Source organism: Streptomyces sp. NPDC004327 (assembly GCF_042873935.1).
Classification (GTDB): Bacteria; Actinomycetota; Actinomycetes; order Streptomycetales; family Streptomycetaceae; genus Streptomyces.
The window spans coordinates 613,192-638,499 of record NZ_JBIAME010000002.1; the positions used below are offsets into that span (position 1 = coordinate 613,192).

At 73.6% G+C, this 25,308-nt stretch carries 22 protein-coding genes; 11 read left to right on the top strand and 11 right to left on the bottom strand.

All coding sequences use genetic code 11. The features are described 5' to 3' along the window. The first annotated feature begins 108 nt into the window (after positions 1-108). On the top strand, positions 109-2,298 hold the full coding sequence (locus ACFYU9_RS08800) for a M4 family metallopeptidase (protein WP_389343729.1): 2,190 nt from the start codon (positions 109-111) through the stop codon (positions 2,296-2,298). Positions 2,299-2,385: 87 nt separating this feature from the next. Here the strand turns inward: ACFYU9_RS08800 and ACFYU9_RS08805 are convergent, their stop codons facing one another. Both ACFYU9_RS08805 and ACFYU9_RS08810 read right to left on the bottom strand, forming a co-directional pair. After that, positions 2,386-3,108: a carbon-nitrogen hydrolase family protein gene (locus ACFYU9_RS08805; protein WP_389205845.1), complete on the bottom strand. Its 723-nt coding sequence runs from the start codon at positions 3,106-3,108 to the stop codon at positions 2,386-2,388. A 52-nt stretch (positions 3,109-3,160) separates the two neighbouring features. Beyond that, positions 3,161-4,072: a LysR family transcriptional regulator gene (locus ACFYU9_RS08810; RefSeq protein ID WP_389343731.1), complete on the bottom strand. Its 912-nt coding sequence runs from the start codon at positions 4,070-4,072 to the stop codon at positions 3,161-3,163. A 49-nt stretch (positions 4,073-4,121) separates the two neighbouring features. On the opposite strand from ACFYU9_RS08810, the gene ACFYU9_RS08815 reads away from it, so the two are divergent. Both ACFYU9_RS08815 and ACFYU9_RS08820 read left to right on the top strand, forming a co-directional pair. Next, the gene (locus ACFYU9_RS08815; protein ID WP_389343733.1) at positions 4,122-4,940 is read left to right on the top strand and encodes an NAD(P)-dependent oxidoreductase; all 819 of its coding nucleotides are present in this window, start codon (positions 4,122-4,124) and stop codon (positions 4,938-4,940) included. A gap of 149 nt (positions 4,941-5,089) precedes the next feature. After that, positions 5,090-6,304 (top strand): serine hydrolase domain-containing protein, encoded by a 1,215-nt coding sequence (locus tag ACFYU9_RS08820; protein WP_389205839.1) that lies wholly within the window; start codon positions 5,090-5,092, stop codon positions 6,302-6,304. Here the strand turns inward: ACFYU9_RS08820 and ACFYU9_RS08825 are convergent. Then, positions 6,301-6,888 (bottom strand): TetR/AcrR family transcriptional regulator, encoded by a 588-nt coding sequence (locus ACFYU9_RS08825; RefSeq protein ID WP_389205837.1) that lies wholly within the window; start codon positions 6,886-6,888, stop codon positions 6,301-6,303. The two genes, ACFYU9_RS08820 and ACFYU9_RS08825, sit on opposite strands and share 4 nt — an antisense overlap. 144 nt (positions 6,889-7,032) lie before the next feature. On the opposite strand from ACFYU9_RS08825, the gene ACFYU9_RS08830 reads away from it, so the two are divergent. Then, positions 7,033-9,513: a glycoside hydrolase family 3 protein gene (locus tag ACFYU9_RS08830; protein ID WP_389343736.1), complete on the top strand. Its 2,481-nt coding sequence runs from the start codon at positions 7,033-7,035 to the stop codon at positions 9,511-9,513. 53 nt (positions 9,514-9,566) lie between these two features. On the opposite strand, the gene ACFYU9_RS08835 is transcribed toward ACFYU9_RS08830, so the two are convergent. Beyond that, positions 9,567-10,454 (bottom strand): SGNH/GDSL hydrolase family protein, encoded by an 888-nt coding sequence (locus ACFYU9_RS08835; RefSeq protein WP_389343739.1) that lies wholly within the window; start codon positions 10,452-10,454, stop codon positions 9,567-9,569. Between the two features lie 274 nt (positions 10,455-10,728). Between ACFYU9_RS08835 and ACFYU9_RS08840 the strand changes: the two genes are divergently transcribed. Further along, a complete protein-coding gene (locus ACFYU9_RS08840) occupies positions 10,729-11,223 on the top strand; it encodes a DUF3145 domain-containing protein (protein ID WP_389205831.1) in 495 nt (164 codons plus the stop codon). 268 nt (positions 11,224-11,491) lie between these two features. On the opposite strand, the gene fabF is transcribed toward ACFYU9_RS08840, so the two are convergent. From fabF to fasR, 5 genes are all read right to left on the bottom strand, one after another. After that, positions 11,492-12,754, bottom strand: coding sequence for a beta-ketoacyl-ACP synthase II (gene fabF / locus ACFYU9_RS08845; RefSeq protein ID WP_389205829.1), 1,263 nt, complete (start codon positions 12,752-12,754; stop codon positions 11,492-11,494). A 94-nt stretch (positions 12,755-12,848) separates the two neighbouring features. Then, positions 12,849-13,097, bottom strand: a complete 249-nt coding sequence (locus ACFYU9_RS08850; protein ID WP_389205827.1) for an acyl carrier protein — start codon at positions 13,095-13,097, stop codon at positions 12,849-12,851. Between the two features lie 59 nt (positions 13,098-13,156). After that, complete coding sequence (locus ACFYU9_RS08855) at positions 13,157-14,188, bottom strand: ketoacyl-ACP synthase III (RefSeq protein WP_389205825.1); 1,032 nt, start codon at positions 14,186-14,188, stop codon at positions 13,157-13,159. Between the two features lie 18 nt (positions 14,189-14,206). After that, on the bottom strand, positions 14,207-15,124 hold the full coding sequence (locus tag ACFYU9_RS08860; protein WP_389205823.1) for an ACP S-malonyltransferase: 918 nt from the start codon (positions 15,122-15,124) through the stop codon (positions 14,207-14,209). An 89-nt stretch (positions 15,125-15,213) separates the two neighbouring features. Further along, entirely contained in the window at positions 15,214-16,395 is a 1,182-nt protein-coding gene (gene fasR / locus ACFYU9_RS08865) for a fatty acid biosynthesis transcriptional regulator FasR (RefSeq protein ID WP_389205821.1), read from the bottom strand. A 435-nt stretch (positions 16,396-16,830) separates the two neighbouring features. Between fasR and ACFYU9_RS08870 the strand changes: the two genes are divergently transcribed. Beyond that, positions 16,831-17,493 (top strand): pirin family protein, encoded by a 663-nt coding sequence (locus ACFYU9_RS08870; protein WP_389343742.1) that lies wholly within the window; start codon positions 16,831-16,833, stop codon positions 17,491-17,493. Positions 17,494-17,653: 160 nt separating this feature from the next. On the opposite strand, the gene ACFYU9_RS08875 is transcribed toward ACFYU9_RS08870, so the two are convergent. Next, entirely contained in the window at positions 17,654-18,778 is a 1,125-nt protein-coding gene (locus tag ACFYU9_RS08875; RefSeq protein ID WP_389206731.1) for an Ig-like domain-containing protein, read from the bottom strand. Between the two features lie 259 nt (positions 18,779-19,037). Here ACFYU9_RS08875 and ACFYU9_RS08880 point away from each other — a divergent pair, with 259 nt between their 5' ends. From ACFYU9_RS08880 to ACFYU9_RS08900, 5 genes are read left to right on the top strand one after another with little or no spacing between them, the layout of a single operon-like run. Beyond that, complete coding sequence (locus ACFYU9_RS08880) at positions 19,038-20,225, top strand: lipid II:glycine glycyltransferase FemX (RefSeq protein ID WP_389205816.1); 1,188 nt, start codon at positions 19,038-19,040, stop codon at positions 20,223-20,225. Continuing rightward, the gene (murJ, locus tag ACFYU9_RS08885) at positions 20,222-21,847 is read left to right on the top strand and encodes a murein biosynthesis integral membrane protein MurJ (RefSeq protein WP_389343745.1); all 1,626 of its coding nucleotides are present in this window, start codon (positions 20,222-20,224) and stop codon (positions 21,845-21,847) included. The genes ACFYU9_RS08880 and murJ overlap by 4 nt, the downstream gene beginning before the upstream one ends. Positions 21,848-21,902: 55 nt before the next feature. Further along, positions 21,903-22,586 (top strand): response regulator, encoded by a 684-nt coding sequence (locus ACFYU9_RS08890; protein WP_389205813.1) that lies wholly within the window; start codon positions 21,903-21,905, stop codon positions 22,584-22,586. 8 nt (positions 22,587-22,594) lie between these two features. Next, the gene (locus ACFYU9_RS08895; RefSeq protein ID WP_389343748.1) at positions 22,595-24,079 is read left to right on the top strand and encodes a sensor histidine kinase; all 1,485 of its coding nucleotides are present in this window, start codon (positions 22,595-22,597) and stop codon (positions 24,077-24,079) included. Next, the gene (locus tag ACFYU9_RS08900) at positions 24,076-24,672 is read left to right on the top strand and encodes a hypothetical protein (protein ID WP_389343751.1); all 597 of its coding nucleotides are present in this window, start codon (positions 24,076-24,078) and stop codon (positions 24,670-24,672) included. Before ACFYU9_RS08895 ends, ACFYU9_RS08900 begins: the two co-directional genes overlap by 4 nt. Here the strand turns inward: ACFYU9_RS08900 and ACFYU9_RS08905 are convergent. Further along, positions 24,669-25,271 (bottom strand): TetR/AcrR family transcriptional regulator, encoded by a 603-nt coding sequence (locus ACFYU9_RS08905; protein ID WP_389343754.1) that lies wholly within the window; start codon positions 25,269-25,271, stop codon positions 24,669-24,671. The genes ACFYU9_RS08900 and ACFYU9_RS08905 overlap by 4 nt on opposite strands. Between the last annotated feature and the right edge of the window lie 37 nt (positions 25,272-25,308).

The window sequence follows — 25,308 nt, forward strand, 5'->3', positions numbered from 1 at the left end:
GCCGGGTCATAACTCCGGCCTTATGGCGGGTGAGAGGTCCCGAACTTGCCATGTCCACACCCATACTCGGCGCGTCCCACCGTCTCCCCCCACCCGAACGGAGCAGACGTGCACCCCACCCGACTCCCGGCGGCCCTGGCCGCGCTCGCCCTGACGGCGAGCCTCGCGGGCACCCTCGCGGGCACCGCCACCGCCGCGGCCCCGCAGGTGCGGCCCGTACCACCCGGGCACGGCAAGTCACTCGCGCTCGCCGCCGCCGACAAGGCCGCGGACAGCGGACTCGACGGGCTGCGCCACGGCGCCGACGAGGAACTCGTCCGCACCGCCGTCACCCCGTGGGCCGGCGGCCTCTACTACGCCGCGTACCAGCGCACCTACAAGGGCCTGCCGGTGGCCGGCGGCGACGCCGTCGTCGTCTCCGACAGCTCCGGCAAGGTCCGCGACATCGCCGCCGCACCCACCCCGGCGGCCCTGAAGCTCTCCATCAGACCGGCCGTCACCTCCGCCGCCGCCCTCACCACCGCCAAGGCCCGCCTCGCGCGCGTCGAGAGCGCGAGCACGCCCGAACTGACCGTGCTGCTCAAGGGGAACAAGCCGGTCCTCGCCTGGCACACGCTCGTCGTCGGCCGCACCGCCGAGGGCCTGCCCAGCTCGCTCGACACCTACGTCGACGCCCGCACCGGCGCCGTCGCCCGCGTCCACGACAAGGTCGTCGACGCCGACGGCCGCGGCTATCACAACGGCAACGTCACCCTCGACACCGCCGCCACCTCGATGACCGACCCGAACCGCTCCGGCCTGCGCTGCGGCGGCCAGAACGGCGGCACGTACACCGGCTCCTCGCCGTGGGGCAACGGCGGCGCGAACGACCTCGTGACGGCCTGCGTCGACATCATGTACGCGGCCCAGCGCGAGTACGACATGCTCAAGCAGTGGTTCGGCTACAACGGCCAGAACGGGCAGGGCGGCATGGTCCCGGCCCAGGCGGGCCTCGGTGACGTCAACGCCTACTACGACGGCACCAAGACCACGTTCGGCCACAACCAGCAGAACGCCAACCAGCTCACCGCCATCGACGTCGTCGCCCACGAGTACGGCCACGAGGTCTTCGACCGCACCCCCGGCAGCTCCGGCTCGTCCAACGAGAACGGCGGGATGAACGAGTCGACCGGCGACATCTTCGGCGCGCTCACCGAAGCCTTCGCCAACAACCCCAACGACACCCCCGACTACACCGTGGGCGAGAAGGTCAACTTCTTCGGCGACGGCAAGCCGATCCGCTACATGTACAACCCCTCGCTCGCCGGCGACCCCAACTGCTACCCGCAGCTGAACTCCGGCACCGAGGTGCACGCGGCGGCCGGCCCGCAGAACCACTGGTTCTACCTGCTCGCCGAGGGCTCCAACCCGGGCGGCGGCAAGCCCGCCAGCCCGATATGTTCCGGCGGCCCGTCCTCGGTGACCGGCATCGGCGTGCAGAAGGCCGGCAAGATCTTCATGGGCGCGCTGCTCATGAAGACCTCGTCCTGGAACCACCTCGCCGCCCGCAAGGCGACCCTGTCCAGCGCCAAGAACAGCTACGGCAGCGCCGAGTGCAACGCGGTGAAGGCCGCCTGGAACGCCGTCGGCGTCCCGGCCCAGTCCGGTGAGACCGACTGCGGCGGCACCACCACGCCGGACTTCTCGCTCACCCTGAACCCGGCCACCGGCTCGGCCCAGCCCGGCGCCTCGGTCACCGCCACGGTGAACACGGCCACCACCGGCGGCAGCGCGCAGACCGTCCAGCTGACCGCGAGCGGCGCCCCGAGCGGGGTCACCGTCTCCTTCAGCCCGTCCTCGGTGACCTCCGGCGGCTCCTCGACCATGACGGTCCAGGCCGCGGCCGGCACCGCGAACGGCAGCTACCCGATCACCGTCACCGGTACGGGCTCCGCCACGCACACCGTCACCTACCAGCTGACGGTCGGCGGCACGACCCCGCCCACCGGCTGCGCCGACACCGAGTACACCTACCAGGGCACGCTGGCCTCCGGCCAGGCCCAGGCCCAGCCGGACGGCTCGTACTACTACTCGGCGACCTCCGGCACCCACGTGGGCTGCCTGCGCGGCCCGGCCGGCGCCGACTTCGACCTGTACCTGCAGAAGTGGAACGGGTCGGGCTGGGCGGACGTGGCGGTCGGCGGCACGGCGAGCGCCGACGAGGACATCACGTACAACGGCACCGCGGGCTACTACCGTTATCTGGTCCACGCCTACAGCGGCTCCGGCGCCTACACGCTGGGCCTGAGCGCCCCGTAGGGGCAGGACCCACGAGCCCCTGACGGGGCCGGGACGGCGTCACGGGCAGGGGGTTCCGTGACGCCGTTCCCGGCTGCCCGGCCGAGGTCAGGCGCCGGCCGGCACGTCCACGAGCACGTGACCCGCCGTGTCCGGCCCGGCGTCGGCGAGCCGCTCGCCGTCCGGACCCCAGGCGCCGGCCAGGCCGCAGGCCACGCCGTCCTCGTTCGGCCCGAGGACGTTGGCCAAGACCACGGTCAGCCCGAAGTCCCGGGCCCGGGCCGGATAGACCGTCGCGAAGGAGTCGTTGTCGGCGCCGAGCACCGAACTGGCCAGGTAGACCGCGCAGCCGTCGGCCGCGGCGCGCTCGGCGAGCTCCGGGAAGCGGTTGTCGTAGCAGGTGGCGGTCGCGAACCGGACGCCGTCGAGCTCGAAGCGCCCGTCGGCCGTGCCCGGCTCGAAGACCTCCGCCTCCACGCCGTACAGGTGCTGCTTGTCGTAGCGGGCGAGCAGCGTGCCGTCCGGTCCGATCACCAGGCTCGTGATGCCCGGTCGCGAACCGTCCGTCCGTACGGGCCCGTTGACGACGGCCGCCGCCGAGACCGCGCGGCACGCCTCCCGTACGGGTTCGAGGCGCGGGTCGTCCTCGGCGAGGACGAGGCCGGGCTCGTCCCGGACGAGGCTCGGCTCGTAACCGGTCAGGGCCAGCTCGGCGAAGACGACGAGCCGGGCGCCGTCGGCACCGGCGGCGCGGATCAGCCCGGCGACGGCACGGACGTTGGCGGCGAGGTCCCCGGCGACCGGGGTGAACTGCGTGGCGGCGACGATCATGGCCTTCAGCCTCCCATGTCCGCCTGTAAGGAGCAATGGCCAGTATCAGGTATTAGCTCTGGGGGATCAGCTCCCGTGCCGTCGCGCGCAGCAGGGCCAGGAACGCCGTCGCCGCCACCGTGGGCGCCGGCGGGGTCGCCGCGCAGATCGCGCGGTACGGCACGTCGTCCGGGTGGATCGTCACCAGGGCCACGTCCGGCCGCACGGCCGCCGCCGCGAGCGCCGGGACGAGGGTGACGCCGAGCCCGGCCGCGACCGCGCCCAGCTTGGCGATCCAGTCGTGCGCCAGCAGCCCCGTCCGGGGCCGCAGCCCGGCCGCGACCGCCGGCCGGAACAGGGTGTCCTCCAGGCGCTCGTGGCCCACGATCCACTCCTCGCCGGCCAGGTCCGCGAGCCGCACCTCCCGCCGCCCCGCGGCCCGGTGCCCGGCCGCGAGGGCCACCAGCATCGGCTCGTCCAGGAGGTGATGCAGCGTCACGCCCTCCGGCGCGGGCCCGCCGGCCGCGGGGCTGACCACCGCCAGGTCCACCTCGCCCGCCGCCAGAAGCGCCAGGTGCTTCACCGAGGGGCCCTCCACCCGGGTCACCGCGACCCCCGGATGCCGGTCCCGGAAGGCCGCCTGCGCGCGCGGCACGAGCGCGGCGGTCGCGCTGGAGAAGGCGCCGAGCCGCAGCAGCCCGCCGTCCAGCGTGCGCAGCGCCTCCAGTTCGGCCCGGGCGACGGCGAGCCGGTCCCGCACCGCCTGCGCGTGCGGCAGCAGCACCCGGCCCGCCTCGCTCAGCCGCACCCCGCGCGGCAGCCGCTCGAAGAGCACCGCGCCCGTCTCGTCCTCCAGCACCTGGATCTGCCGCGAGACCGCGGACTGGGTGTAGCCGAGGGCGCGGGCGGCGGCGGTGAAGGAGCCTTCGTGGGCGACGGCGAGGAACACCTCGTACAAGCCATGCGAGTAGGGCATGCCAGCCATGCTAGACATTCGCTTGTGGCATGGGAGGCGAGTTCCTAGCGTCATGACCATGCAGAACGACACCACCGCAGCGACCGGCACCCCGCAGAAGATCGCCTTCCTCGGGCTCGGCGGCATGGGCCTGCCCATGGCCGCCCGCCTCCTCGACGCCGGCCACCCGCTCACCGTCTGGAACCGCACCGCCGCCAAGGCCGATCCGCTCGTCGCCGCCGGCGCCGTGCGCGCCACCAGCCCCGCCGAGGCCGTCGCCGGCGCCGACGTCGTCATCACCATGCTGGCCGACCCGGCCGCCGCGCTCGCCGTCGCCGACGCCATGCTCCCGGCGCTGCGCCCCGGCACGCACTGGATCGACACCTCCACCATCGGCCCCGACACCACCCGCGCCCTCGCCGCCCGGCTCCCCGACGGCGTCACCCTGATCGACGCGCCCGTGATGGGCAGCGTCGACCGCGCGGCCACCGGCGAGCTGCTGATCCTCGCGGGCGGCGACACCGCGCCCGTCGCCGCCGTCCTCGGCCGGCTCGGGACGGTCACCGCGTGCGGCGCGCCCGGCGACGGCGCCGCCCTCAAGCTCGTCCTCATCAACGCGGTCGTCGGGGGCGTCGCCCTGGTCGCCGAGGCGCTCACCCTCGCCGGCTCGCTCGGCCTGCCCCGCGAACTCGCCCTGCGCACCCTCGCCGCCGGCCCGCTCGCGGGCGCCGTCGCCCGCGCCACCGCGACCGGCTCGCACTTCCCGGTCGCGCTCGCCGCGAAGGACGTGGCCCTCGCCACCGCCCTGGCGGAGCTCCCCGTCCTGGAGGCCGTGCACACCGCCCTCACCACCGACCCGTCGCTCGCCGTCGAGGACCTGGCGGCCATCGCCCGCTAGCGCGCCCGGGGCGCCGAACGAGTGGACTCACCGGACCGCCGCACCGTGGGCGGGCGTCCGGCGCGGGGCCGGGTGGTGATGTGTGGCCGTCCGGGCCCGCGACCTCCCGCGACCCCGGCCTCCCGTGAACCTGGAAGAGGCGCCCCACCATGCGACGTACCCACCGCCGTCGGCTGCTCGCCGCCACCCTGCTCGCGGCCTCCGTGCTGGCCCCGTTCGCGACGGTTCCCGCCACGGCCGCCCCGGCGGCGGCCGGCGGCGGCCCGCACCACGGCGACCAGGACTGCCCGCCCGGCGACCTCGGCCCCGAGCTGACCGCCAAGCTCGACAGGACCGTCGACGACGTCCGCGAGCAGGCCCGCGTCCCCGGACTCGTCGTCGGCCTGTGGCTGCCCGGCAAGGGCTGCTACGTCCGCGCGACCGGCGTCGCCGACAAGGCCACCGGGCAGCCGATGTTCGCCGACACCTACGCCCGGATCGGCAGCGAGACCAAGACCTTCACGGTCACCGCCCTGCTCGAACTCGTCGACGAGGGCAGGGTCGGGCTCGACGACCCGATCGACAAGTACATCCGGGGCGTCCCGAACGGCAGGAACATCACCCTGCGCCACCTCGCCGAGATGCGCAGCGGCCTCTTCCCGTACACCTCCGACCCCGACTTCATCCACGACCTGTACAGCGAGCCGAAGCGGGCCTTCAACCCGTGGGAGGTGCTCTCCTACGGCTACCGGCACAAGAACATCGCCAAGCCGGGCGAGACGTTCCAGTACTGCAACTCCAACCTCGTCCTGCTCGGCCTGGTGATCGACAAGGTGACCGGCCGCAAGCTCGCCGACGTCCTGCACGACCGCGTGATCCGCCCGGCCGGCCTGCGGCACAGCTTCCTGCCGAAGGGCGCCGAGTTCCCCGAGCCGCACGCGCGCGGCTACAGCGACCAGACGCTGACCGGCGCCGTCGAGGACACCACCGACTGGAACCCCAGCTGGGCCTGGGCGGCCGGCGGGATGATCTCCACCCTCCAGGACCTGCGCCGCTGGGCCCCGGTCCTCGCCACCGGGGAACTGCTCAGCCCCGCGACCCAGGCGCAGCGGATGAAGACGCTGCCGACCGGCTTCCCCGGCACCAGCTACGGCCTCGGCATCCTGAACACCAACGGCTGGATCGGGCACAACGGCTCGCTGCCCGGCTACGAGACCGTGACCGTCTACCTGCCGGAGCGGAAGGCGACCATGGTCCTGATCCTGAACACCGACTCGCTCGTCGGGACCCAGGAGCCGTCGACCCTCGTGGCCCGGGCGATCACCCGCGTCATCACCCCGGACCACGTGTACGCCGGCGGGATCACCCCGCGCCGAGTCCTCTAGGACCCGGCGGCGGCCGAACGCCTCCTCGTGGCGAGCAGCGCCAGGAAGTCCCGGAACGACGCCGGCATGTCCACCGCGTCCGGGTCGAGCAGCCACTGGAACTGCAGGCCGTCCATCACCGCCGTGAGCAGCGGCGCCACCCGCTCCGGAGTGAGGCCGCCGGGCAGCTCGTCGCCGTACTCGGCGCGCAGCACGTCGGCCATGTTCTCCCGCACCTGCACATAGCGCTCGGTGAAGAAGGCGCGGGCCGGGTGGTCCTCCGTGACGCTCTCGCCGAGCAGTGCGGAGAAGGTCTGCACGATGCCGGGCCGCATCGCGTTGTACTCGACCAGCGACTCCATGAGGTCGAGCCGCCAGCGCTCGCGGTCCCGGCCGCCGGCGGTGTCCCAGCGGTCGCGCTCCTGGAGGACGGCGACGAGCAGCGCCTCCTTGGTCGGGAAGTAGTGCAGCAGGCCCTGCTGGGTGAGACCGACCCGCTCGGCCACGGCGCCGAGGGACGCGCCCCGGTAGCCGCGCTCGGCGATCACTTCGAGGGCGGCCCGGACGATCTCCGTCCGCCGCTCCTCGCTCCTGGCCCGAGCCATGGCACTCGTCCCCCTTTCCGAGGTCCCTTCCGGTCTGCCGGAGGTCACCGTGTCTGCCCTTCGAGAGGACCGTACGTCATCCAGAAGACCAATGGATAACGAAGCGATAACGTCACCTACCGATCTACAGGTAGGCGAGTCACCATGGGCGGCACCCCAGCACGTCAACGAGGAGGTACTGCCGTGGTGAACGCGGACACCGTGCGCGAACAGGCCGTCGAGGCGGCCCTCGCCAAGCTCGACCTGGACGCCAAGGCCCGGCTGCTGGCCGGCCAGGACATGTGGTCGCTGCCGGCCCTGCCCGAGATCGGCCTGGCCTCCCTGGTCATGTCCGACGGCCCGATCGGCGTCCGCGGCGTCCGCTGGACCGCCGACGACCCGTCCGTCGCGCTGCCGTCGCCCACCGCGCTCGCCGCGACCTGGGACCCGGCGCTCGCCCGCCGGGCCGGCCGGCTGCTCGCCCAGGAGGCCCGCCGCAAGCACGTCCACGTCCTCCTCGCGCCCACCGTGAACCTGCACCGCAGCCCGCTGGGCGGCCGCCACTTCGAGGCCTACAGCGAGGACCCGTACCTCACCGGCGCCATCGGCACCGGCTACGTCCAGGGCGTCCAGGACGGCGGCGTCGGCACCACCGTCAAGCACTTCGTCGCCAACGACGCCGAGACCGAGCGCTTCACCGTCGACAACCGGATCGCCCCGCGCCCGCTGCGCGAGCTCTACCTCGCGCCCTTCGAGGCCATCGTCAAGAACGCCCACCCGTGGGGCATCATGACCGCCTACAACCAGGTCAACGGCGTGACGATGACCGAGCACCACGAGCTCGTCAACGAGGTGCTGCGCGGCGAGTGGGGCTTCGACGGCTACAACGTCTCCGACTGGATGGCCGCCCGCTCCACCAAGGCCGGCATCGAGGGCGGCCTCGACGTGGCCATGCCCGGCCCGCAGACCGTGTACGGCGAGGCGCTCGCCGCCGCCGTCCGGGCCGGCGAGGTCGACGAGAGCGCCGTCGACACCGCCGTGCGCAACGTCCTCCGGCTCGCCGCCCGCGTCGGCGCCCTCGACGGCGCCGAGCCGGTCGTCACCGAGCCGCCCGCCGCGATCGACGGCGACGCGCTGGCCCGCGAGATCGCCCGCCGCGGCTTCGTCCTCGTACGGAACGCCGTACGGAACGGGGCCGCCGCACTCCCGCTCGCGGCCGGCACCGTCGCCCTGTCCGGGGCCGCGGCCCGCGACGCCCGCGTGCTCGGCGGTGGCTCCGCGCAGGTCTTCCCCGACCACACCGTCTCCCCGCTCGACGGCCTCACCGCCGCCCTGCCCGACGGGACCCTCTCGTACGCGATCGGCGCCGACCCGAGCGACGAACTCGCCCCCGCCGACCAGGGCTTCGTCCTCCGCGCCGTCTGCCGCGACGCCTCCGGCGCGGTCATCGGCGAGGGCAGCCTGCCCAACGGCCAGGTCCAGTGGATAGGCGACGACCTGCCGGCCGGCGTCACCCACGACACCCTCGCCTCCATCGAGGTCACCGGCACCTTCACCCCGCGCGAGAGCGGCGAGCACGCCTTCGGCACCCGCGGCCTCGGCGCCTTCACGCTCACCGTCGACGGGCGGACGGTCTTCGACGGCGTGCAGACCATGGGCCCCGAGACCGACCCCTTCGAGGCGTTCTTCGGCTCGCCCGTCGAGCGCGGCAAGGTCGCCCTCACCGCCGGACGATCCGTCGAGGTCTCCCTGCGGCACACCCTCGACAAGGAGTTCGCGGCCCCGCTGCCGGCCGTCATGTTCTCCTTCGTCCACCTCGGTCCGCGCCGGGACCCCGACGAACTGATCGCCGAAGCCGTCGAGGCCGCCCGCGCCGCCGACACCGCCGTCGTGGTCGTCGCCACCACCGAACGCGTCGAGTCCGAGGGCTTCGACCGCAAGGACCTCGCCCTGCCCGGACGCCAGGACGACCTCGTCCGGGCCGTCGCCGCCGTCAACCCGAACACCGTGGTCGTCGTCAACGCCGGCTCCCCGGTCGAGCTGCCGTGGCGCGAGGACGTCGCCGCGATCCTGCTCAGCTGGTTCCCCGGCCAGGAGGGCGGCGCCGCCCTCGCCGACGTGCTCACCGGCGCCGAGGAGCCCGGCGGCCGGCTGCCCACCACCTGGCCGGTCGCCCTCGCCGACGCACCCGTCACCGACGTCACCCCGAACGGCGGCCGACTCGACTACGCCGAGGGCGTGTTCATCGGCTACCGCGCCTGGGACAAGGCCGGCGCCGTCCCCGCGTACCCCTTCGGCCACGGCCTCGGCTACACCACCTGGTCGTACGACTCGCTCGTCGCCACCCCGAACGGTGCCACCGTCCGCCTCACCAACACCGGCGCGCGCACCGGCCGCGAGGTCGTCCAGATCTACCTCGCCCCGGTCGCCGACGGTGCGCGGCGCCCGGCGCGCTGGCTGGCCGGCTTGGCGAGCGTCGAGGCCGCCGCCGGCGAGTCCGTCGAGGTCACCGTCGAGCTCCCGGCCCGCGCCTTCGAGATCTGGGACGAGGAGAAGAACGACTGGACCCGCGTGGGCGGCGCCTACGAGGTCCGGGCCGCGCACTCGCTCACCGACACCCGCCTGACGGCGACCCTGGAGATCTGACCTCTCCTCACCGACCGGCCCCGGGGCGGAACCTGACACCGCCCCGGGGCCGCCTACTCCCTCGTGACCTGCCGGTACGCGATCTCCGCGAGCCGCGCCTGGCCGTCCCGGCTCGGATGGAACCAGTCCCACGGGCTCAGCAGGCCCCCGTCGAAGGCGAAGCCGAAGACCGCCCCGCCGTCGTAGCGGCAGCGGCTGTCCTTCGCGCACACCTCCTGGAGCACCCGGTTGTACGCCACCACCCGCTCGCGCACCCGTGCGCGGCGCCGCTCGGCGGCCGGGCCGAGGTCCTCGGCGTCCTTCAGCATCGAGGCGCAGATGCCCAGCTTCCACACCTGACGGCCCATCGGCTCCACCCGGCCGGTCGCCCACAGCCGCTTCAGGTCCGGCACGCTCGACACGTACACCTGCGCCTTCGGCGCCCCGGCCCGCAGCCGGGCGAGGGCCGCCGTGAAGGAGGCGCGGAAGTCGTCGACCGGGGTCATCAGCTCGGCCCGGTCCCGGCAGGCGTCGTTCGCGCCCATCATGACCGTGACCAGCTCCGGCCGCCGCTCCGCCGCCAGCGCCATCTGCCCGGGCAGTTCGGCCATCCGGGCCCCGGTCCTGGCCAGGTTCCAGCTGCGGCCGGCGACCTTCTCCGGGCCGAGCAGCCGCAGCGCGAGGCTGTCGACGGCCGTGTCCGTGCCGGTCGCCCACGACACCTCGGGGCAGTCGGCGAGGACCGTGCAGGCGTCGAAGGCGCGGGTGATGGAGTCGCCGACGGCGGCGACCGAGGCGGGGGAGGTGTTCCAGAGCGGCCTGGGCTTCGGTCTGGGCTCGGCGGCGGCCGGGCGGGTGGCGTCGGCCGCCGGGCCGCCGGCCGAGCACCCTGCCGACAGGGCCGCCGTGATCACGACGGCAGCGGCCCTCGAACGACTGCTGAAACGTTTTCGCCCGCGCATTCGGGAGCCCCTCCTCCGGCGTCCTGTCCGGCCTCCTGGCGGGTGAAAGCTTCGTGCTCACCCGCCCCCGACCGACCGTACGTCACCCCGACACGGGCGCGGCACGGTAGCTTTTCCCCCGTCGAACCAGAGGCGCACCCGCCGATCGGCTCCGGTAAATTACATCACGTCACATGCTGTCCCCTTTTTGGGGGTTTGCGAAGACCACTTCTCGTGATGATGTTTACTGAGGCCGCTGGGTATGGCGAACCTCGTCCCCACACTGGAGGTCCCGGTGACGACACGTGGAGTCCTGTACGTACACTCCGCACCGCGCGCGCTGTGCCCGCACGTCGAATGGGCGGTCGCGGGCGTCCTCGGTGCGAGGGTCCAGCTCGACTGGATCCGCCAGCCGGCGTCCCCCGGGACCTGGAGAGCCGAGTTCTCCTGGCAGGGCGAGACCGGCACCGCCTCCAAACTCGCCTCCGCGCTGCGCGGCTGGCAGATGCTCCGCTTCGAGGTCACCGCGGAACCCTGCTCCAACGCCGAGGGCGAGCGCTACAGCGCCACCCCCGAACTCGGCATCTTCCACGCCGTGACCGGCATCCACGGCGACATCCTCGTCCCCGAGGACCGGCTGCGCGCCGCCCTGGTCCGCGCCACCCAGGGCGAGACGGTGCTTGAGGCCGAGATCGCCAAGCTGCTCGGCAAGCCCTGGGACGACGAACTGGAGCCCTTCCGGTACGCGGGCGAGGGCGCCCCCGTCCGCTGGCTGCACCAGGTGGTCTGAGTGCCCTGGATTCCCCGCCGGGACCCGCAGGGGGCGGGTCCGGGGTCCGGGGGGTTCGACATGCGTAGACGTCCGGCGGCCGCGACGGCCGCCGTTCTGCTGTCCGGGGCACTGCTCGGCGCCGCCGCGGTGCTGCTCGGCCGACGACATCTCGATGAGCGGCGAGCCGGCCGCCGCCGGCATCCGCCGAGACGCCCGCCGAGACATGAGGAAGCCCCCTGCCGGAACGTCCCGGCAGGGGGCCTCACATCAAGCGTGCGACGTCGGATCAGACCGTGCGGAACGCCAGCACCACGTTGTGGCCGCCGAAACCGAACGAGTTGTTGATCGCGGCGATCGAACCCTGCGGCAGCTCGCGCGGCTCGTCGCGGACGATGTCGGCCTCGACCTCCGGGTCCAGGTCGTCGATGTTGATCGTCGGCGGGGCCACGCGGTTGTGCAGCGCCAGGACGGTGGCGACGGTCTCGATGCCGCCGGCGCCGCCGAGGAGGTGGCCCGTCATGGACTTGGTCGCGGAGACGGCGACGTGGTCCAGGTCGTCGCCCAGGACCCGGCGCAGTGCCTTGATCTCGGCGACGTCGCCCTGCGGGGTCGACGTGGCGTGGGCGTTGAGGTGGACGACCTCGGACGGCTTGAGGTCCGTGTCGTCGAGGAGGTTCTGCAGCGCGGCGGCGATGCCCCGGCCGGTCGGCTCGGGCTGCGCGATGTGGTGGCTGTCGGCCGACAGGCCCTGGCCCAGCGCCTCGCAGTAGATCTTCGCGCCGCGCGCCTTGGCGTGCTCCTCGGACTCGAGCACGATCACGCCCGCGCCCTCGCCCAGGATGAAGCCGTCACGGCCCTTGTCGTAGGGGCGCGAAGCCTTCTGGGGCTCGTCGTTGTTCTTGGACATCGCCATCATGTTGGCGAAGGCCGCGATCGGCAGCGGGTGGATCGCCGCCTCGGTGCCACCGGCGACGACCACGTCGGCACGGCCGGAACGGATCATCTCGATGGCGTAGCCGATGGCCTCGGCACCCGACGCGCACGCGGAGACCGGGGTGTGGACGCCCGCCCGGGCGTTCACCTCCAGGCCGACGTTGGCGGAGGGGCTGTTGGGCATGAGCATCGGCACGGTGTGCGGGGAGACGCGGCGGACGCCGGACTCCTTCAGCACGTCGTACTGGTCGAGCAGCGTGGTGACACCGCCGATGCCGGAGGCGATGACGGAACCGAGCCGCTCGGGCGCGATCTTCTCGTCCTCGCCGGCCGGGGCGGTGTAACCGGCGTCGGCCCACGCCTCGCGGGCCGCGATCAGCGCGAACTGCGCCGAGCGGTCCAGCTTGCGGGCCAGCGGCCGGGGCAGCACCTCGGAGGGGTCCACCGCGGCGAGCGCGGCGATGCGGACGGGCAGCTCAGCGAAGCGCTCGCCCTCCAGGGGCTTCACGCCGGAACGGCCCGCGAGGAGGCCTTCCCACGTGGAAGCGGAATCGCCACCCAGCGGAGTGGTTGCGCCGATACCGGTGACGACCACGGTGCGATTGGTCGAGCTCACAGGAATTCTTTCTCCATGTGTGTGATGGTCGAAAAACGGCGCCACCGCCGGGTGGCGAACCGGTTCAGCCGGACCGGGTCCGGCTGTGGCCGAATCAGGCCTGGTGCTTGAGGATGTAGCCGGCCGCGTCGCCGACGGTCCGGAGGCCCTTGACGTCCTCGTCCGGGATCTTGACGTCGAAGCGCTCTTCGGCGGCGACGACGACCTCGACCATGGACAGGGAGTCGACGTCCAGGTCGTCGGTGAAGGACTTGTCCAGCTGGACGTCCTCGACCGGGATGCCGGCGATCTCGTTGACGATCTCGGCGAGACCCTCGAGGATCTGCTCCTGGGTGGCGGCCATAGTGGCGCTCCTTCTTCTGTGTGCTGAGAAAAGTCGGCGTTCCGGAAGATCCGGTGTGCCTAGGGGAGAGTAACGACCGTCGCGGCGAAGACGAGACCCGCCCCGAAGCCGATGATGAGCGCCGTATCGCCGCTCTTGGCCTTGCCGGTCGCCAGGAGCCGCTCCATCGCGAGCGGGATCGAGGCGGCCGAGGTGTTGCCGGTGGTCTCGACGTCACGGGCGACCGTGACGTGCTCCGGCAGCTTGAGCGTCTTCACCATCGAGTCGATGATCCGCATGTTGGCCTGGTGCGGAATGAAGACGTCCAGGTCGTCCGCCGAGATGCCGGCGGCGTCCAGGGCCTGCTGGGCGACCTTCGCCATCTCGAAGACGGCCCAGCGGAAGACCGCCTGGCCCTCCTGTGTGATGGCGGGGAACTTGAGCTCGCCGCGCTCGTCGAGCGGGAGCTGGGACACGTCGCCGACGCGGTACTCGTTCCACGGCACGGTCTGCTTGATGGTCTCGGACTTGTCGCCCTCCGAACCCCACACCGTGGGGCCGATGTGCGGCTCGTCCGAGGGGCCGACGACCACGGCACCGGCGCCGTCGCCGAACAGGAAGGCCGTCGCGCGGTCCTCCAGGTCGGTCAGGTCGCTGAGCCGCTCCACGCCGATGACCAGGACGTACTCGGCCGAACCCTCGACGATCATGCCCTTGGCGAGCGTCAGGCCGTAGCCGAAGCCCGCGCAGCCGGCGGAGATGTCGAAGGCGGCCGGCTTCCCGGCGCCGACCTTGTCGGCGATCTCGGTGGCCACCGCCGGGGTCTGCTTGAAGTGCGACACCGTGGAGACGACGACCGCGCCGATCTGGTCGGGGTCGATCCCGGCGTCGGCGATGGCCTTGCCCGCGGCCTCCACCGACATCGCGGTGACGGTCTCCTCGGGCGAGGCCCAGTGGCGGGTCGCGATGCCGGAGCGGGAGCGGATCCACTCGTCGGACGAGTCGATCTTCTCCAGGATCACCTCGTTGGGCACCACACGGGTCGGGCGGTAGCCGCCGACACCGAGGATGCGCGCGTAGGGGTGGCCCTTACTGGGCTTGATCTTCGCCATGCTTCTCGACACTCCTTGTCAGGCCGTGGCCGTCTCGGCGACAAGCGCGCGGGCCGCGTCGAGGTCGTCGGGGGTCTTCAGCGCCACGGTGGGGACACCGCGCATGGCGCGCTTGGCCAGACCGGTCAGGGTGCCGCCGGGGCACACCTCGATCAGGCCGGTGACGCCGAGCTCCAGGAAGGTCTCCATGCACAGGTCCCAGCGGACCGGGTTGGCGACCTGGCCGACCAGACGCGCGATGACCTCGGCGCCCTCGGTCACGACCCGGCCGTCCTTGTTGGAGACGTACCGCGTGGTCGGGGCGGCCGGGGACAGCTCGGCGGCCGCCGCCTCCAGCTTGGAGACCGCGGGGGCCATGTGGTGCGTGTGGAACGCACCCGCGACCTTCAGCGCGACGACCTTGCGGACACCCTCGGGCTTGTCCGCCTCCAGGGCGGCCAGCTGCTCCAGGGTGCCGGCGGCGACGATCTGGCCGGCGCCGTTCACGTTCGCCGGGGTCAGGCCGAGCTTCTCCAGGTGCGGGACGGTCACCTCGGGGTCACCGCCGAGCAGCGCCGACATGCCGGTCCGCGTGATGGCGGCGGCCTCGGCCATCGCCAGACCGCGGGTGCGCACGAGACGCAGCGCGGCGGTGTCGTCGAGGACGCCGGCGAAGGCGGCCGCGGTGATCTCGCCGACGCTGTGACCGGCGACGGCGCCGGGGGCGACGTCACCGAGGGCGGCGGCGGACAGCAGGCCGGCCGCGACGAGCAGCGGCTGGGCGACGGCGGTGTCGCGGATCTCGTCCGCGTCCGCCTTCGTGCCGTAGTGGGCAAGGTCGAGCCCGATGGCGTCGGACCAGGCCGCGACGCGGTCGGCGGCACCGGGGAGTTCGAGCCAGGGAGTCAGGAAGCCGGGCGTCTGGGCGCCTTGGCCGGGAGCGACGAGTACGAGCACCCTCACACTCTCTCTTGGGGACGGTCCCTGACGCCCGTGGGGACAAGGACGAAGAACCGTCGGGGGAATTGTTGGTGTTCGACAAAAGTCTAGGACTGCGTCTCCGCGTCGGCCAAGCGCCCCAGAATCAGCGCGATCCGCAGAGTGAACGCCGAGCGGACATCGGAGGGTGACCATCCGGTGACGTCGGTCACACGTCGAAGCCGGTAGCGCACGGTGTTCGGGTGCACGAAGAGCATCCGCGCCGCGCCCTCCAGGCTGCTCGCCTGCTCCAGATAGACACTCAGCGTTTCGAGCAGCGCCGACCCCGCTTCCTCCAGCGGTCTGTAGATCTCCTCCACCAGCTGCTCACGGGCCGAAGGGTCGGAGGCGATCGCGCGCTCCGGGAGGAGATCGTCCGCCAGGACCGGCCGCGGCGCGTCCTGCCACGCCGTGCACGCCTTCAGTCCGGCGGCGGCGGCCTGTGCGGAGCGGGTGGCGGCGAGCAGGTCGGGTACGACGGGACCGGCGACGACCGCGCCGGGAGCGTAGGGACCGATCAGCGACTTGGCGACGGCCAGCGGATTGTCGTTGCCGCCCGCGATGACGACGAGCCGGTCGCCGAGGACGCCGGTCAGCACCTGCAGCTTGGCGTGCCGGGCGGCGCGGCGGATCGCCTCCACGGTCAGCTCGGAGTCGCCGTCGGGGGCGGTGCCGAGCACCACGCACACGTTCTCGGGCGAATTCCAGCCGAGCGCGGCGGCCCGCGACACGGCGCCCTCGTCGGCCTCGCCGGACAGCACCGCGTTCACGACGAGGGATTCGAGCCGCGCGTCCCAGGCGCCGCGCGCCTCCGCCGCCTGCGCGTACACCTGGGCGGTCGCGAAGGCGATCTCCCGCGCGTAGACGAGCAGCGCCTCGCGCAGCACGTTCTCGTCGCCGGGCGCCGCGACCTCCTCGATCGCGGCCTCCATGACCTCGATCGTCGTCCGCACCATCTCCACGGTCTGCCGCAGCGTGATCGCCCGGGTCAGCTCGCGCGGTGCCGTGCCGAAGACGTCGGTGGAGATCGCCTGCGGGGTCTCCGGGTGCCGGAACCACTCGGTGAACGCGGCGATGCCGGCCTGCGCGACCAGGCCGATCCACGACCGGTTCTCGGGCGGCATCGCCCGGTACCACGGCAGCGTCTCGTCCATGCGGGCAATGGCGTTGGCGGCGAGCCGCCCGGAGGACTGTTCGAGGCGCTTCAGGGTCGCGGTGTGCGGGTGAGCGGCGTTCACGGGTTCAGACACGGGGACAAGACTGCCTTATCGGGACGCCCGCGTGCGGGGCCGGGGCCGGAGTCCGGGTGGGGTGGCGGGATGACTCCGACCGGCCGAGGGTACGCCTCCACGCGGCTCCGGCACGGCTTTGGTGCGGCGGGCACGCGGCCCGGGTGTGGCGGGGGCGCGGCTCCGGCGCGGCGGGCCCACGGCTCGGGTGCGGCCGGAGTACCGCTCCGATCCGGCCGGCTTTCGGCCCGGTGCGGCCGGCGGGCGGCCCGGTGGTGTGGGCGTACGGCCCCGTCCGGCCGGCATGCGGCTCCGGTGCGGCGGGCCACGGCTCGGCTGTGGCCGGCGTGCGGTTCGGGTGTGGCCGGCGTGCGGCTTCCGCGGTGCGGGCCTGTGGCTCCGGTGAGAGCCCCCGGTTCCGCTCCCGCGCGGGGGCCGGACCGTTACCGTGGGCGCGTGATACGCATCCAGCGCGACGCCGAGCGCTACCCGGGCGGGGACGCCGGCGCCGGCATCGACACCCGGCACGCCTTCTCCTTCGGGTCGCACTACGACCCGGACAACCTCCGCTTCGGCGCGTTGATCGCCTGCAACGAGGAGCGCCTCGCGCCGGGCGCGGGCTTCGACGAGCACCCGCACAGCCACACCGAGATCGTCACGTGGGTGGTGGAGGGCGAGCTGACCCACCGCGACTCGGCGGGCCACGCGACGGTCGTGGGGTGCGGGGACCTCCAGCGGCTCAGCTCGGCGGCCGGCGTCCGCCACGTCGAGCGCAACGACGCCGCCGGGCCCCTCGTCTTCGTCCAGATGTGGCTGGCGCCGGTCGAGCCCGGCGGCGAGCCCTCGTACGAGGTGGTGCGCGGCATCGCGGACGCCACCCCGTACGCCCTCCCGGAGGCGGGCGCGCTGCTGCACCTGCGCCGCCTGGAGACGGGCGAGCGGGCGGCCCTGCCGGACGCGGACCTGCTCTACGCGCACGTGGTGCGCGGCACGGTCCGGCTCGCGGGCGAGGAACTGGGACCGGGCGACGCGGCGCGGGTGCGCGGCGAGAAGGACCTGGCGCTGCTGGCGACGGCGGACGCCGAGGTGCTGGTGTGGGAGATGACGGCCGCGGGCTGAACCGTGACGGCCGCCCCGTCGGCGAACGCCGGGGCGCTCGCGGGGCGCGCCCGGGGTGAGCGCGGCGCTGCTCGCGGGGACGCGCTCCGGGTCAGCGCGACGCTGCTCGCGGGGACGCGCCCCCGGTCCGCAGCGCTGCTCGCGCGGGGCGCGCCCCGGGTCAGCGCAGCGCGCTCTTCGCCTGCCACTTCTCCCAGCTCAGGTTCCAGTCCCCGTAGCCGTTGCCCTCCGCGACCTCGCCCTTGGTCTCCTCGCCCTTGATCTCGAACGGGTCGCCGGGGCGGACCGTCGCGAAGAGCGAGGACGCGTTGGCGTCGCTCATGCCGATGCAGCCGGAGCTGTGGTTGGCGCGGCCGAAGTACGCCGCGTTCCAGGGCGCCGCGTGCGCGTACATGCCCGACCAGGTCAGGCGCATCGAGTAGTTGACCATCTTGTTGTAGGCGTCGCCCAGGCCCACCGTCTCGGAGTTCATGTTGATCGTGCCCTCCTTGGCCATGAGCACGGCCGTGCCCCGCCACGAGCGCTTGTCGCCGCCCGGCGTGCCGCCCGACACCGGGAACGTCGTGACCGCCTTGCCGTCGCGGACGACGGTCAGCTTCTTGCGGTCGAGGTCGACCTTCACGACCCGGGTCGTCGAGTCCACGGTGAAGCCCGTGCGGTAGTCGCGGACGAACCAACCGCCGCCCGAGTCCGTCCCGTTCAGCGTCGCGTCCAGGGTGACCTTGGTGCCGGGCTTCCAGTACTCCTTGGGCCGCCAGTCGGCGCGGTCCTTGCCCGAGTAGTCCGTGAGCCAGCCCCAGGAGCCCTCGGTTCCGTTGGAGGTGGTGACCTTCAACTGGCGTTCCACGTCCGCCTTGTTCCGCACCGGGCGGTCGAAGACGATCGACAGCGGCTGGGCGATGCCGACGGTGGTGTTCTTGCCGGGCGCGAGGGTGAGCTTGTTGACCTTGTCGGGGGCCGGGGTGGAGAAGGCCGAGCGGGAGGTCGTCTCCTTGCCGCCGGGGCCCCGGGCGGTGACGACGACGGTGTACGAGGTGCCGGGCGCGGCCTTGCGGTCGGAGGTCCAGGAACCGCCGCCGGAGGCGGTGCGGCCCGCGAGCTCACCGCCCTTGGCGTCGACGACCTTGACCTCGGCGAGCGAGCCGCCGCTCGCGGTCACGGTGACGGGCTTCCCGGCGGCCGGCGGGGCCACGGTCACCTTCGCGGGGGCGCCGTCCGCCGCGGAGCCGCCCGCGGCGGACGGCGGCTGCTCCGCCGTCGCGGCCGAACAGGCGGTCAGCGTCATGGCCGAGAGCAGGAGCAGGGGTATGTGAATGCGGACACGAGCGCGCACGCGACCGACCTCCAGGAGGCTGCGGAAAGCTGGGATACGTCGGACTGTAGGCCGCCCCGCGCACTCCCCGCCCGGCCGGAAGCCCATGTGACGGGGCCTGCAGAGAAACGGTCATCGTCCGGTCACATTCCTCGCGCGGAGTGGTCAAGACCGGCTGTGAGTCTCCTGTGCGCCCCACCTTCGAACGGGGCGGAACAAGGAGGCTCCCGTTGTGTCAGCGCTGCTCATGACGCCCGCGCCCTCGTCCTCGCCCGGCCGCACCGCGCTCCGGCTCGGACCCGTCACCCCCGAGGTGTACCGCGCGTTCCTCGCCGCCCGCTCCACCGGCGCCGACGGGCCGAGTTTCCTGCAAGTGCCCGCCTGGGCCGGGGTGAAGGAGGGCTGGAGCCACCAACTCCTCGGCTGGGGACCCGAGTCGGGGAAGCTCGTCGGTGTCGCGCTGGTGCTGCTGCGCCCGTTCCCCGGCACCCGCAAGTACTTCGCCTACCTCCCCGAGGGGCCCGTCGCCGACTGGGCCGACCCGGACATGGACGGCTGGCTCGACCCGCTCCTGCACCACCTGCGCGCCAGCGGCGCCTTCGCCGTGCGCATCGGCCCCGGGCCGGCGTACCGCCGCTGGAGCGCCGCCACCGTCAAGGCGCACACCGGGCCCGGCCGCCGCCTCTCCGACGTCCTCGCCACCGAGGTCGACCCGCTCGGCTCGGCCGTCGCCGAGCGGCTGCGGGCACGCGGCTGGCGGAGGTGCGGCGGCGAGTCCGAGGACGGCGCCGACGCGCAGCCCCGGCTCGTCTTCCAGGTCCCGCTCACCGGCCGCAGCTCCGACGACCTGTGGTCCGGCCTCAACCAGGAGTGGCGGCGCAACATCCGCAAGGCGCGCAAGAGCGGCGTCGAGGTCGTCGTCGGCTCGGCGGCCGATCTGCCCGAGTTCCACCGGCTGCTGCGCATCACCGAGGAACGTGACGGATTCCGGCTCGGCCGCTCCCTCGCGTACTACGAGCGCCAGTACGCCGTCCTCAACGCCGAGTACCCCGGCCGGATGAAGCTCTACCTCGCCCGCCACGAGGGCGAGGTGCTCGCCGCGCACACCATGATCACGGTGGGCCGCCGGGTCTGGTACCAGACCGGTGCCTCCGCCGACCACCGCCGCGAGGTGCGCCCCTCCAACGCCCTGCAGTGGCGCATGCTCCTCGACGCCCACGCGCTCGGCGCCGACGTCTACGACCTGCGCGGGGTACCCTCCACCCTCGACCCGGACGACCGCGCCCACGGGCTGCTGCGCTGGAAGCTCGGCACCGGCGGACAGGTCGTCGAGACCCTGGGGGAGTGGGAGATTCCGTTGCCCGGCACGACCAACCACACGCTGTACCGCGCCTTCCAGGCGTACCTGGCCCGCCGATGACGGCGACGACCGTCACGCAGCCGGCGGAGAAGACCGGCGCGTCCGTGCTGCGCAGCGGCGCGCTCATGGCCGCCGGTTCGCTCGTCTCCCGCGCCACCGGCTTCGTACGGTCCGCCGTCGTCGCCGCCGCCATCGGCACCGGCTTCGTCGCCGACGGATACGCGGTCGGCAACTCCGTACCGACCATCGTCTACATGCTGCTCCTCGGCGGCGCCCTCAACGCGGTCTTCGTGCCCGAACTGGTGAAGGCGGCCAAGGAGCACGAGGACGGCGGCGCCGCCTACACCGACCGGCTGCTCACCGTCTGCGTGCTCGCCCTCACGGTGCTCACGGCCGCCGCCGTGCTCGCCGCGCCGGCGATCGTCGACGCGTACACCGACTACACGGGCGCGCAGCGGGCGATGACGATCGCCTTCACCCGCTCCTGCCTGCCCCAGATCTTCTTCCTCGGGCTCTTCACGCTGCTCGGGCAGGTGCTGAACGCGCGCGGCCGCTTCGGCGCGATGATGTGGACGCCGGTCCTCAACAACGTCGTCGTGGTCGCCGTCTTCGGCCTCTTCCTCGCGGTGTCGGACGGCGGCGAACTCACCGCGGGCGAGACCGCGCTGCTCGGCTGGGGCACCACCGCCGGCATCGCCCTGCAGGCCGTCGCCCTCTGGCCGTCGCTGCGCGCGGCCGGCTTCCGCTGGCGGCCGCGCCTGGACTGGCGCGGCAGCGGACTGGCCGCGCCGCTGCGCGCGGCGGGCTGGCTGGTGCTGCTCGTGCTCACCAACCAGGCCGCGTTCTGGGTGACGACCAAGGTCGCCACGGCCGCCGGCCAGCGCGCCGAGGGCGCCGGGCTCAGCGCGTACAACAACGCCTACCAGCTGTGGATGGTCCCGCACGGCATCATCACCGTCGCCCTCGTCACCGCCCTGATGCCCCGGATGAGCGGCGCCTCGGCCGAGGGCGACCTCGCCGCCGTCCGCGGCGACGTCGCCTACGCGCAGCGCACCAGCATGGCGGCGATCGTCCCCGCCGCCTGCGCGCTCTTCGCGCTCGCGGTGCCGCTGATGGGCACGGTCTTCCAGTACGGCCGCACCGACGCCGGCGCGGTCCGCTCGATGGCCTGGATCCTCATGGCCCTCGCGCCCGGACTCGTCGCGCTCTCCGGCCAGTACGTGTGCACCCGCGCCTTCTACGCCCTGCGCGACACCCGTACGCCCTTCCTCCTCAACCTGGTCATCGCCGGCCTGAACGCGCTCCTGGCGGTGTGCTCGTACGCCTTCCTGCCGGCCCGCTGGGCCGTCGCGGGCATGGCCGCCGGCTACTCGCTCGCGCTGTGGGCGGGCTGGGGCCTCACCGCGTACGTCCTCTCCCGGCGACTGAGCGGCGGGGCGGGCACCGGCGCGGGCGGCGCGCTCGTCCGCCTCCTCGTCGCCGCCGTGCCCGCCGCCGCTCTCGGCCTGCTGACCGCCGACGCCACCGCCCCGGCGGGGCGGGTCGTCGCCGGGCTCGCGGGCGCGCTCGTCATCCTCGCCGTGTTCGCGCTCCTGGCCCGGCCGCTCGGCCTGACGGAGGTGCGGGCGCTGATCGGGAACGTCTCCGGCCGCGCCCGGCGTCTGGCCAGACGGACCCGGTGACCGCCCCGGTGACCGCCCCGCTCATCGACCGCCCCGACCTTGGGATACTCCTCAGATGCCACGCGTGCTGCTGATCGAAGACGACCCCTCCGTCCGCGAAGGCGTCGAGCTCGGGCTGCGGCGCCGCGGGCACGAGGTGCGCGCCGCGCCCACCGGCGAGGCGGGGCTCGCCGCGCTCGGCGAGTTCCGGCCCGACCTGCTGCTGCTCGACCTGATGCTGCCCGGCATGAACGGCGTCCAGGTCTGCCGCCGGGTCCGCGAGTCCAGCCAGCTGCCGATCATCATGCTCACCGCGCGCGGCGACGACTTCGACGTGGTCATCGGCCTGGAGGCCGGCGCCGACGACTACATCGTCAAACCCGCCCGCACCGAGGTCATCGAGGCCCGCATCCGCGCCGTGCTGCGCCGCATCGAGGAGCCGGGCGGCAGCCGGCAGGCCGTGGAGTTCCACGGCGAGCTGGCCATCGACCGGGCCGGGCTCACCGTCGCCAAGAACGGCGAACGGCTCGCCCTCGCCCCCTCCGAGCTCAAGCTGCTGCTCCACCTCAGCGCCGCGCCCGAGCAGGTCTTCAGCCGCCAGCAGCTCCTCGAACACGTCTGGGAGCACAGCTTCCACGGCGACGCCCGGCTCGTCGACGCCTGCGTCCGCCGGCTGCGCACCAAGATCGAGGACCCGGGCGAACCCCGCTACATACAGACCCTGCGCGGCTTCGGCTACCGCTTCGGACCGCTCCAGTGAGGGCCCACGTGCCCGGTGACGACCGGCCCGCGAGACCCCGGCGCCGGCCGCGTCCCTTCGGCCTGCGCACCCGGCTCGTCCTCGCCTTCCTGCTGGTCGCCGCCGTCGGCTGCGGCACCACGGCCGCCCTCACCTACCGGGCGGCCCGCACCGCGATCCTGGAGCAGACCCAGGACACCGCCGTCGCCGCCTTCCGCCAGCAGGTCGAGACCCTGAACGTCAGCCTGCCCGTCGACCGCGACGGGCTGCGCAACGAGCTCCAGCGGATCGCCCGGCAGGGCAAGCCGCGGCCCTGGCGGGTCTACGCGGAGTACGGCGACCTGCGCGTGTCGTCCACCGAACGGCCCGAGTCGAGCGTCCTCACGCCCGAGCTGCGCCGCCAGGCCGTCGCGGCGGGCTCCACCCACGGCAGCTTCCAGCGGGTCGTCAAGAACGGCACCCCGTACCTCACCGTCGCCGTCCCCGCCCTCTTCGGCAACTTCAAGGGCCTGCCCGAGGCCCGCCCCACCGGGCTCGTGCTCTACGCGGTGATGGACCTCAGCGAGGAGGAGGCCAACATCGGGGCCATGCTCGTCGCCGCCCGCGACGGCGCCCTGCCCGCGCTGCTCGTCGCCCTCGTCCCGGCGCTGATCGCGTCCCGGGGCGTGCTGCGCCCGGTGCGGGAGCTGCGGCACGCGGCCCACAGCATGGGCCGGGGCCGCCTGGACACCCGCATCCACGCCAAGGGCAGTGACGAACTCGCCGACCTGGCACGGACGTTCAACGAGTCCGCCGCCGAGCTGGAGCGTTCCGTCACCGAACTGCGCAGCGCCGAGGCCCGCGCCCGCCGCTTCGCCTCCGACGTCTCGCACGAACTGCGCACCCCGCTCGCCGGTATGCTCGCCGTCACCGAGGTCCTCGACGAGGACGCCGGCACGCTCGATACCGACACCGCCCGCGCCGTGCGCCTGATCAGCGCCGAGACCGGCAAACTCGCCGTACTCGTCGAGGACCTGATGGAGATCTCCCGCTTCGACGCCCGCGCCGCCGAGCTGCACACCGACGAGGTCGACGCGGCCGAGGCGGTCCGCAAGACGCTCCAGAACCGCCGCTGGACCGACTCCGAGCCCGACGCCGCCGGACCCGGCCGGATCACGACGGAGCTCACCGACGGCATCCGCGTCCGCCTCGACCCGCGCCGCTTCGACGTCGTCGTCGCCAACCTGGTCGGCAACGCGCTGCGGCACGGGGCGCCACCCGTCACGGTCCGGGTGTACGAGGACCGCGGCACGCTCGTCACGGAGGTGGCCGACCGCGGGCCCGGCATCGCGGATGACGTCCTTCCGCATGTCTTCGACCGCTTCTACAAGGCCGACCGGGCCCGTACCCGCTCGGCGGGCAGCGGCCTCGGCCTCGCCATCACCCGGGAGAACGTCCTGCTGCACGGCGGCACCGTCGTCGCCGCCAACCGCGCGGACGGCGGCGCCGTCTTCACCGTCAGGATCCCGCTGTGAGGCGCCGCGCCCGCACGGCCCTGTGCGCCGCGCTGCTGTGCCTGTCGCCGGGCCTCGCCGCCTGCGGCATCCAGGGCAGCGACGTCGTGGAGGCGGGCGGCGCGGCGCCGGTCACGGTGCAGCCGACCACCGAGCCCCGGCTGCTGCTGTTCTTCGTCGCCAGGGACGGGCGGCTGATGCCGGTCGCCCGGGAGCTCGGTTTCGGCCTGGAGACGGGGTGGGGGAGCGGCGCGGTCGACGGCGTCGGCGGGGTCGTGGCGCCCACCCATCCGGGGCGCGTCGGCTACCGGGTCCCCACCGAGAAGGTGCTCGCCTCCCTGCTGGAGGGGCCCGACGAGAAGGAGCGTGCCGCCGGGCTCACCAGCCGGCTCGCCCTGCACGGCGGCGGCGACCCGCACGTCGAGCCGCCCACCTCCGGCGGGGACTCCGAGCTGCGCCTGCGGCTCGCCGTCCGCGTCAGGGACCTGGACCCCGTCGCCGTGCAGCAGTTGGTGTGCACGACCGCCTTCGCCGCGGGCAGGGGCAGCGCGGCCCCGGTCGTGATCGCGGGCACGGACGGGTCGCTGCCCGCGGCCAGCTGCGACCTGGGCTAGGGCCTGTCCGGCACGGACGGTCCCAGGAGGGCCGCGACGAGCCGCCGCATCTCCGCGCGCGGATCGGGGGCGCCCGGCCGACTGGTCATCAGCAGGTGGTGGGCGGTGCCGACGACGGCGAGGGCGATCGCGTGGGGGTCGGCGGTGCCGGCGAGCCGGCCGCGGTCCCGTTCGGCGGTCAGGTAGCCGGCGACCGACTCCTGGATCGCGTCGAAGCCCGGCGCCCCGCTCTCCAGCGCCTCCCGGACGCGCTGCGCGGCGGCCGGGCGGGTCAGCGCGAGCCCCGACAGGGCAGGGCCGCCGGACGCGAACAGCACGAGCACGACGGCGTCGAGGTTCCCGGCCACGGTGCCCTCGCCGGCCAGCCCGGACAGGGCCGCCGCCTTCAGCGCCGTACGCGCGAAGCGGTCGAGGACGAGCTCGGCCACGAACTCGTCGAGCCCCGCGAAGTGCGTGTGCAGCAGCCCCTTGGCGCAGCCCGCCTCGGTGGTGACGGCCCGGCTGGTCAGCGCTCCCGGCCCGTCCCTCTCCACGACGCGCTCGGCGGCGGCGAACAGGCGCTCGCGCACGTCGGGCGTCACGACTCCACGCGGTGACATCGGGGGCTCTCTCCTTCGCTCGGGCTCCTTCGGATCG

Bases quoted from the DNA above. Each gene is read 5' to 3' on its own strand.
- ACFYU9_RS08850 (WP_389205827.1), bottom strand. From the start codon at position 13,097: ATGGCCGCCACCCAGGAGCAGATCCTCGAGGGTCTCGCCGAGATCGTC.
- ACFYU9_RS08835 (WP_389343739.1), bottom strand. From the start codon at position 10,454: ATGCGCGGGCGAAAACGTTTCAGCAGTCGTTCGAGGGCCGCTGCCGTC.
- ACFYU9_RS08820 (WP_389205839.1), top strand. From the start codon at position 5,090: ATGCGACGTACCCACCGCCGTCGGCTGCTCGCCGCCACCCTGCTCGCG.
- ACFYU9_RS08830 (WP_389343736.1), top strand. From the start codon at position 7,033: ATGGGCGGCACCCCAGCACGTCAACGAGGAGGTACTGCCGTGGTGAAC.
- ACFYU9_RS08905 (WP_389343754.1), bottom strand. From the start codon at position 25,271: ATGTCACCGCGTGGAGTCGTGACGCCCGACGTGCGCGAGCGCCTGTTC.
- ACFYU9_RS08815 (WP_389343733.1), top strand. From the start codon at position 4,122: ATGCAGAACGACACCACCGCAGCGACCGGCACCCCGCAGAAGATCGCC.
- murJ (WP_389343745.1), top strand. From the start codon at position 20,222: ATGACGGCGACGACCGTCACGCAGCCGGCGGAGAAGACCGGCGCGTCC.
- ACFYU9_RS08810 (WP_389343731.1), bottom strand. From the start codon at position 4,072: ATGGCTGGCATGCCCTACTCGCATGGCTTGTACGAGGTGTTCCTCGCC.
- ACFYU9_RS08890 (WP_389205813.1), top strand. From the start codon at position 21,903: ATGCCACGCGTGCTGCTGATCGAAGACGACCCCTCCGTCCGCGAAGGC.
- ACFYU9_RS08805 (WP_389205845.1), bottom strand. From the start codon at position 3,108: ATGATCGTCGCCGCCACGCAGTTCACCCCGGTCGCCGGGGACCTCGCC.
- ACFYU9_RS08855 (WP_389205825.1), bottom strand. From the start codon at position 14,188: ATGGCGAAGATCAAGCCCAGTAAGGGCCACCCCTACGCGCGCATCCTC.
- ACFYU9_RS08875 (WP_389206731.1), bottom strand. From the start codon at position 18,778: ATGACGCTGACCGCCTGTTCGGCCGCGACGGCGGAGCAGCCGCCGTCC.
- ACFYU9_RS08825 (WP_389205837.1), bottom strand. From the start codon at position 6,888: ATGGCTCGGGCCAGGAGCGAGGAGCGGCGGACGGAGATCGTCCGGGCC.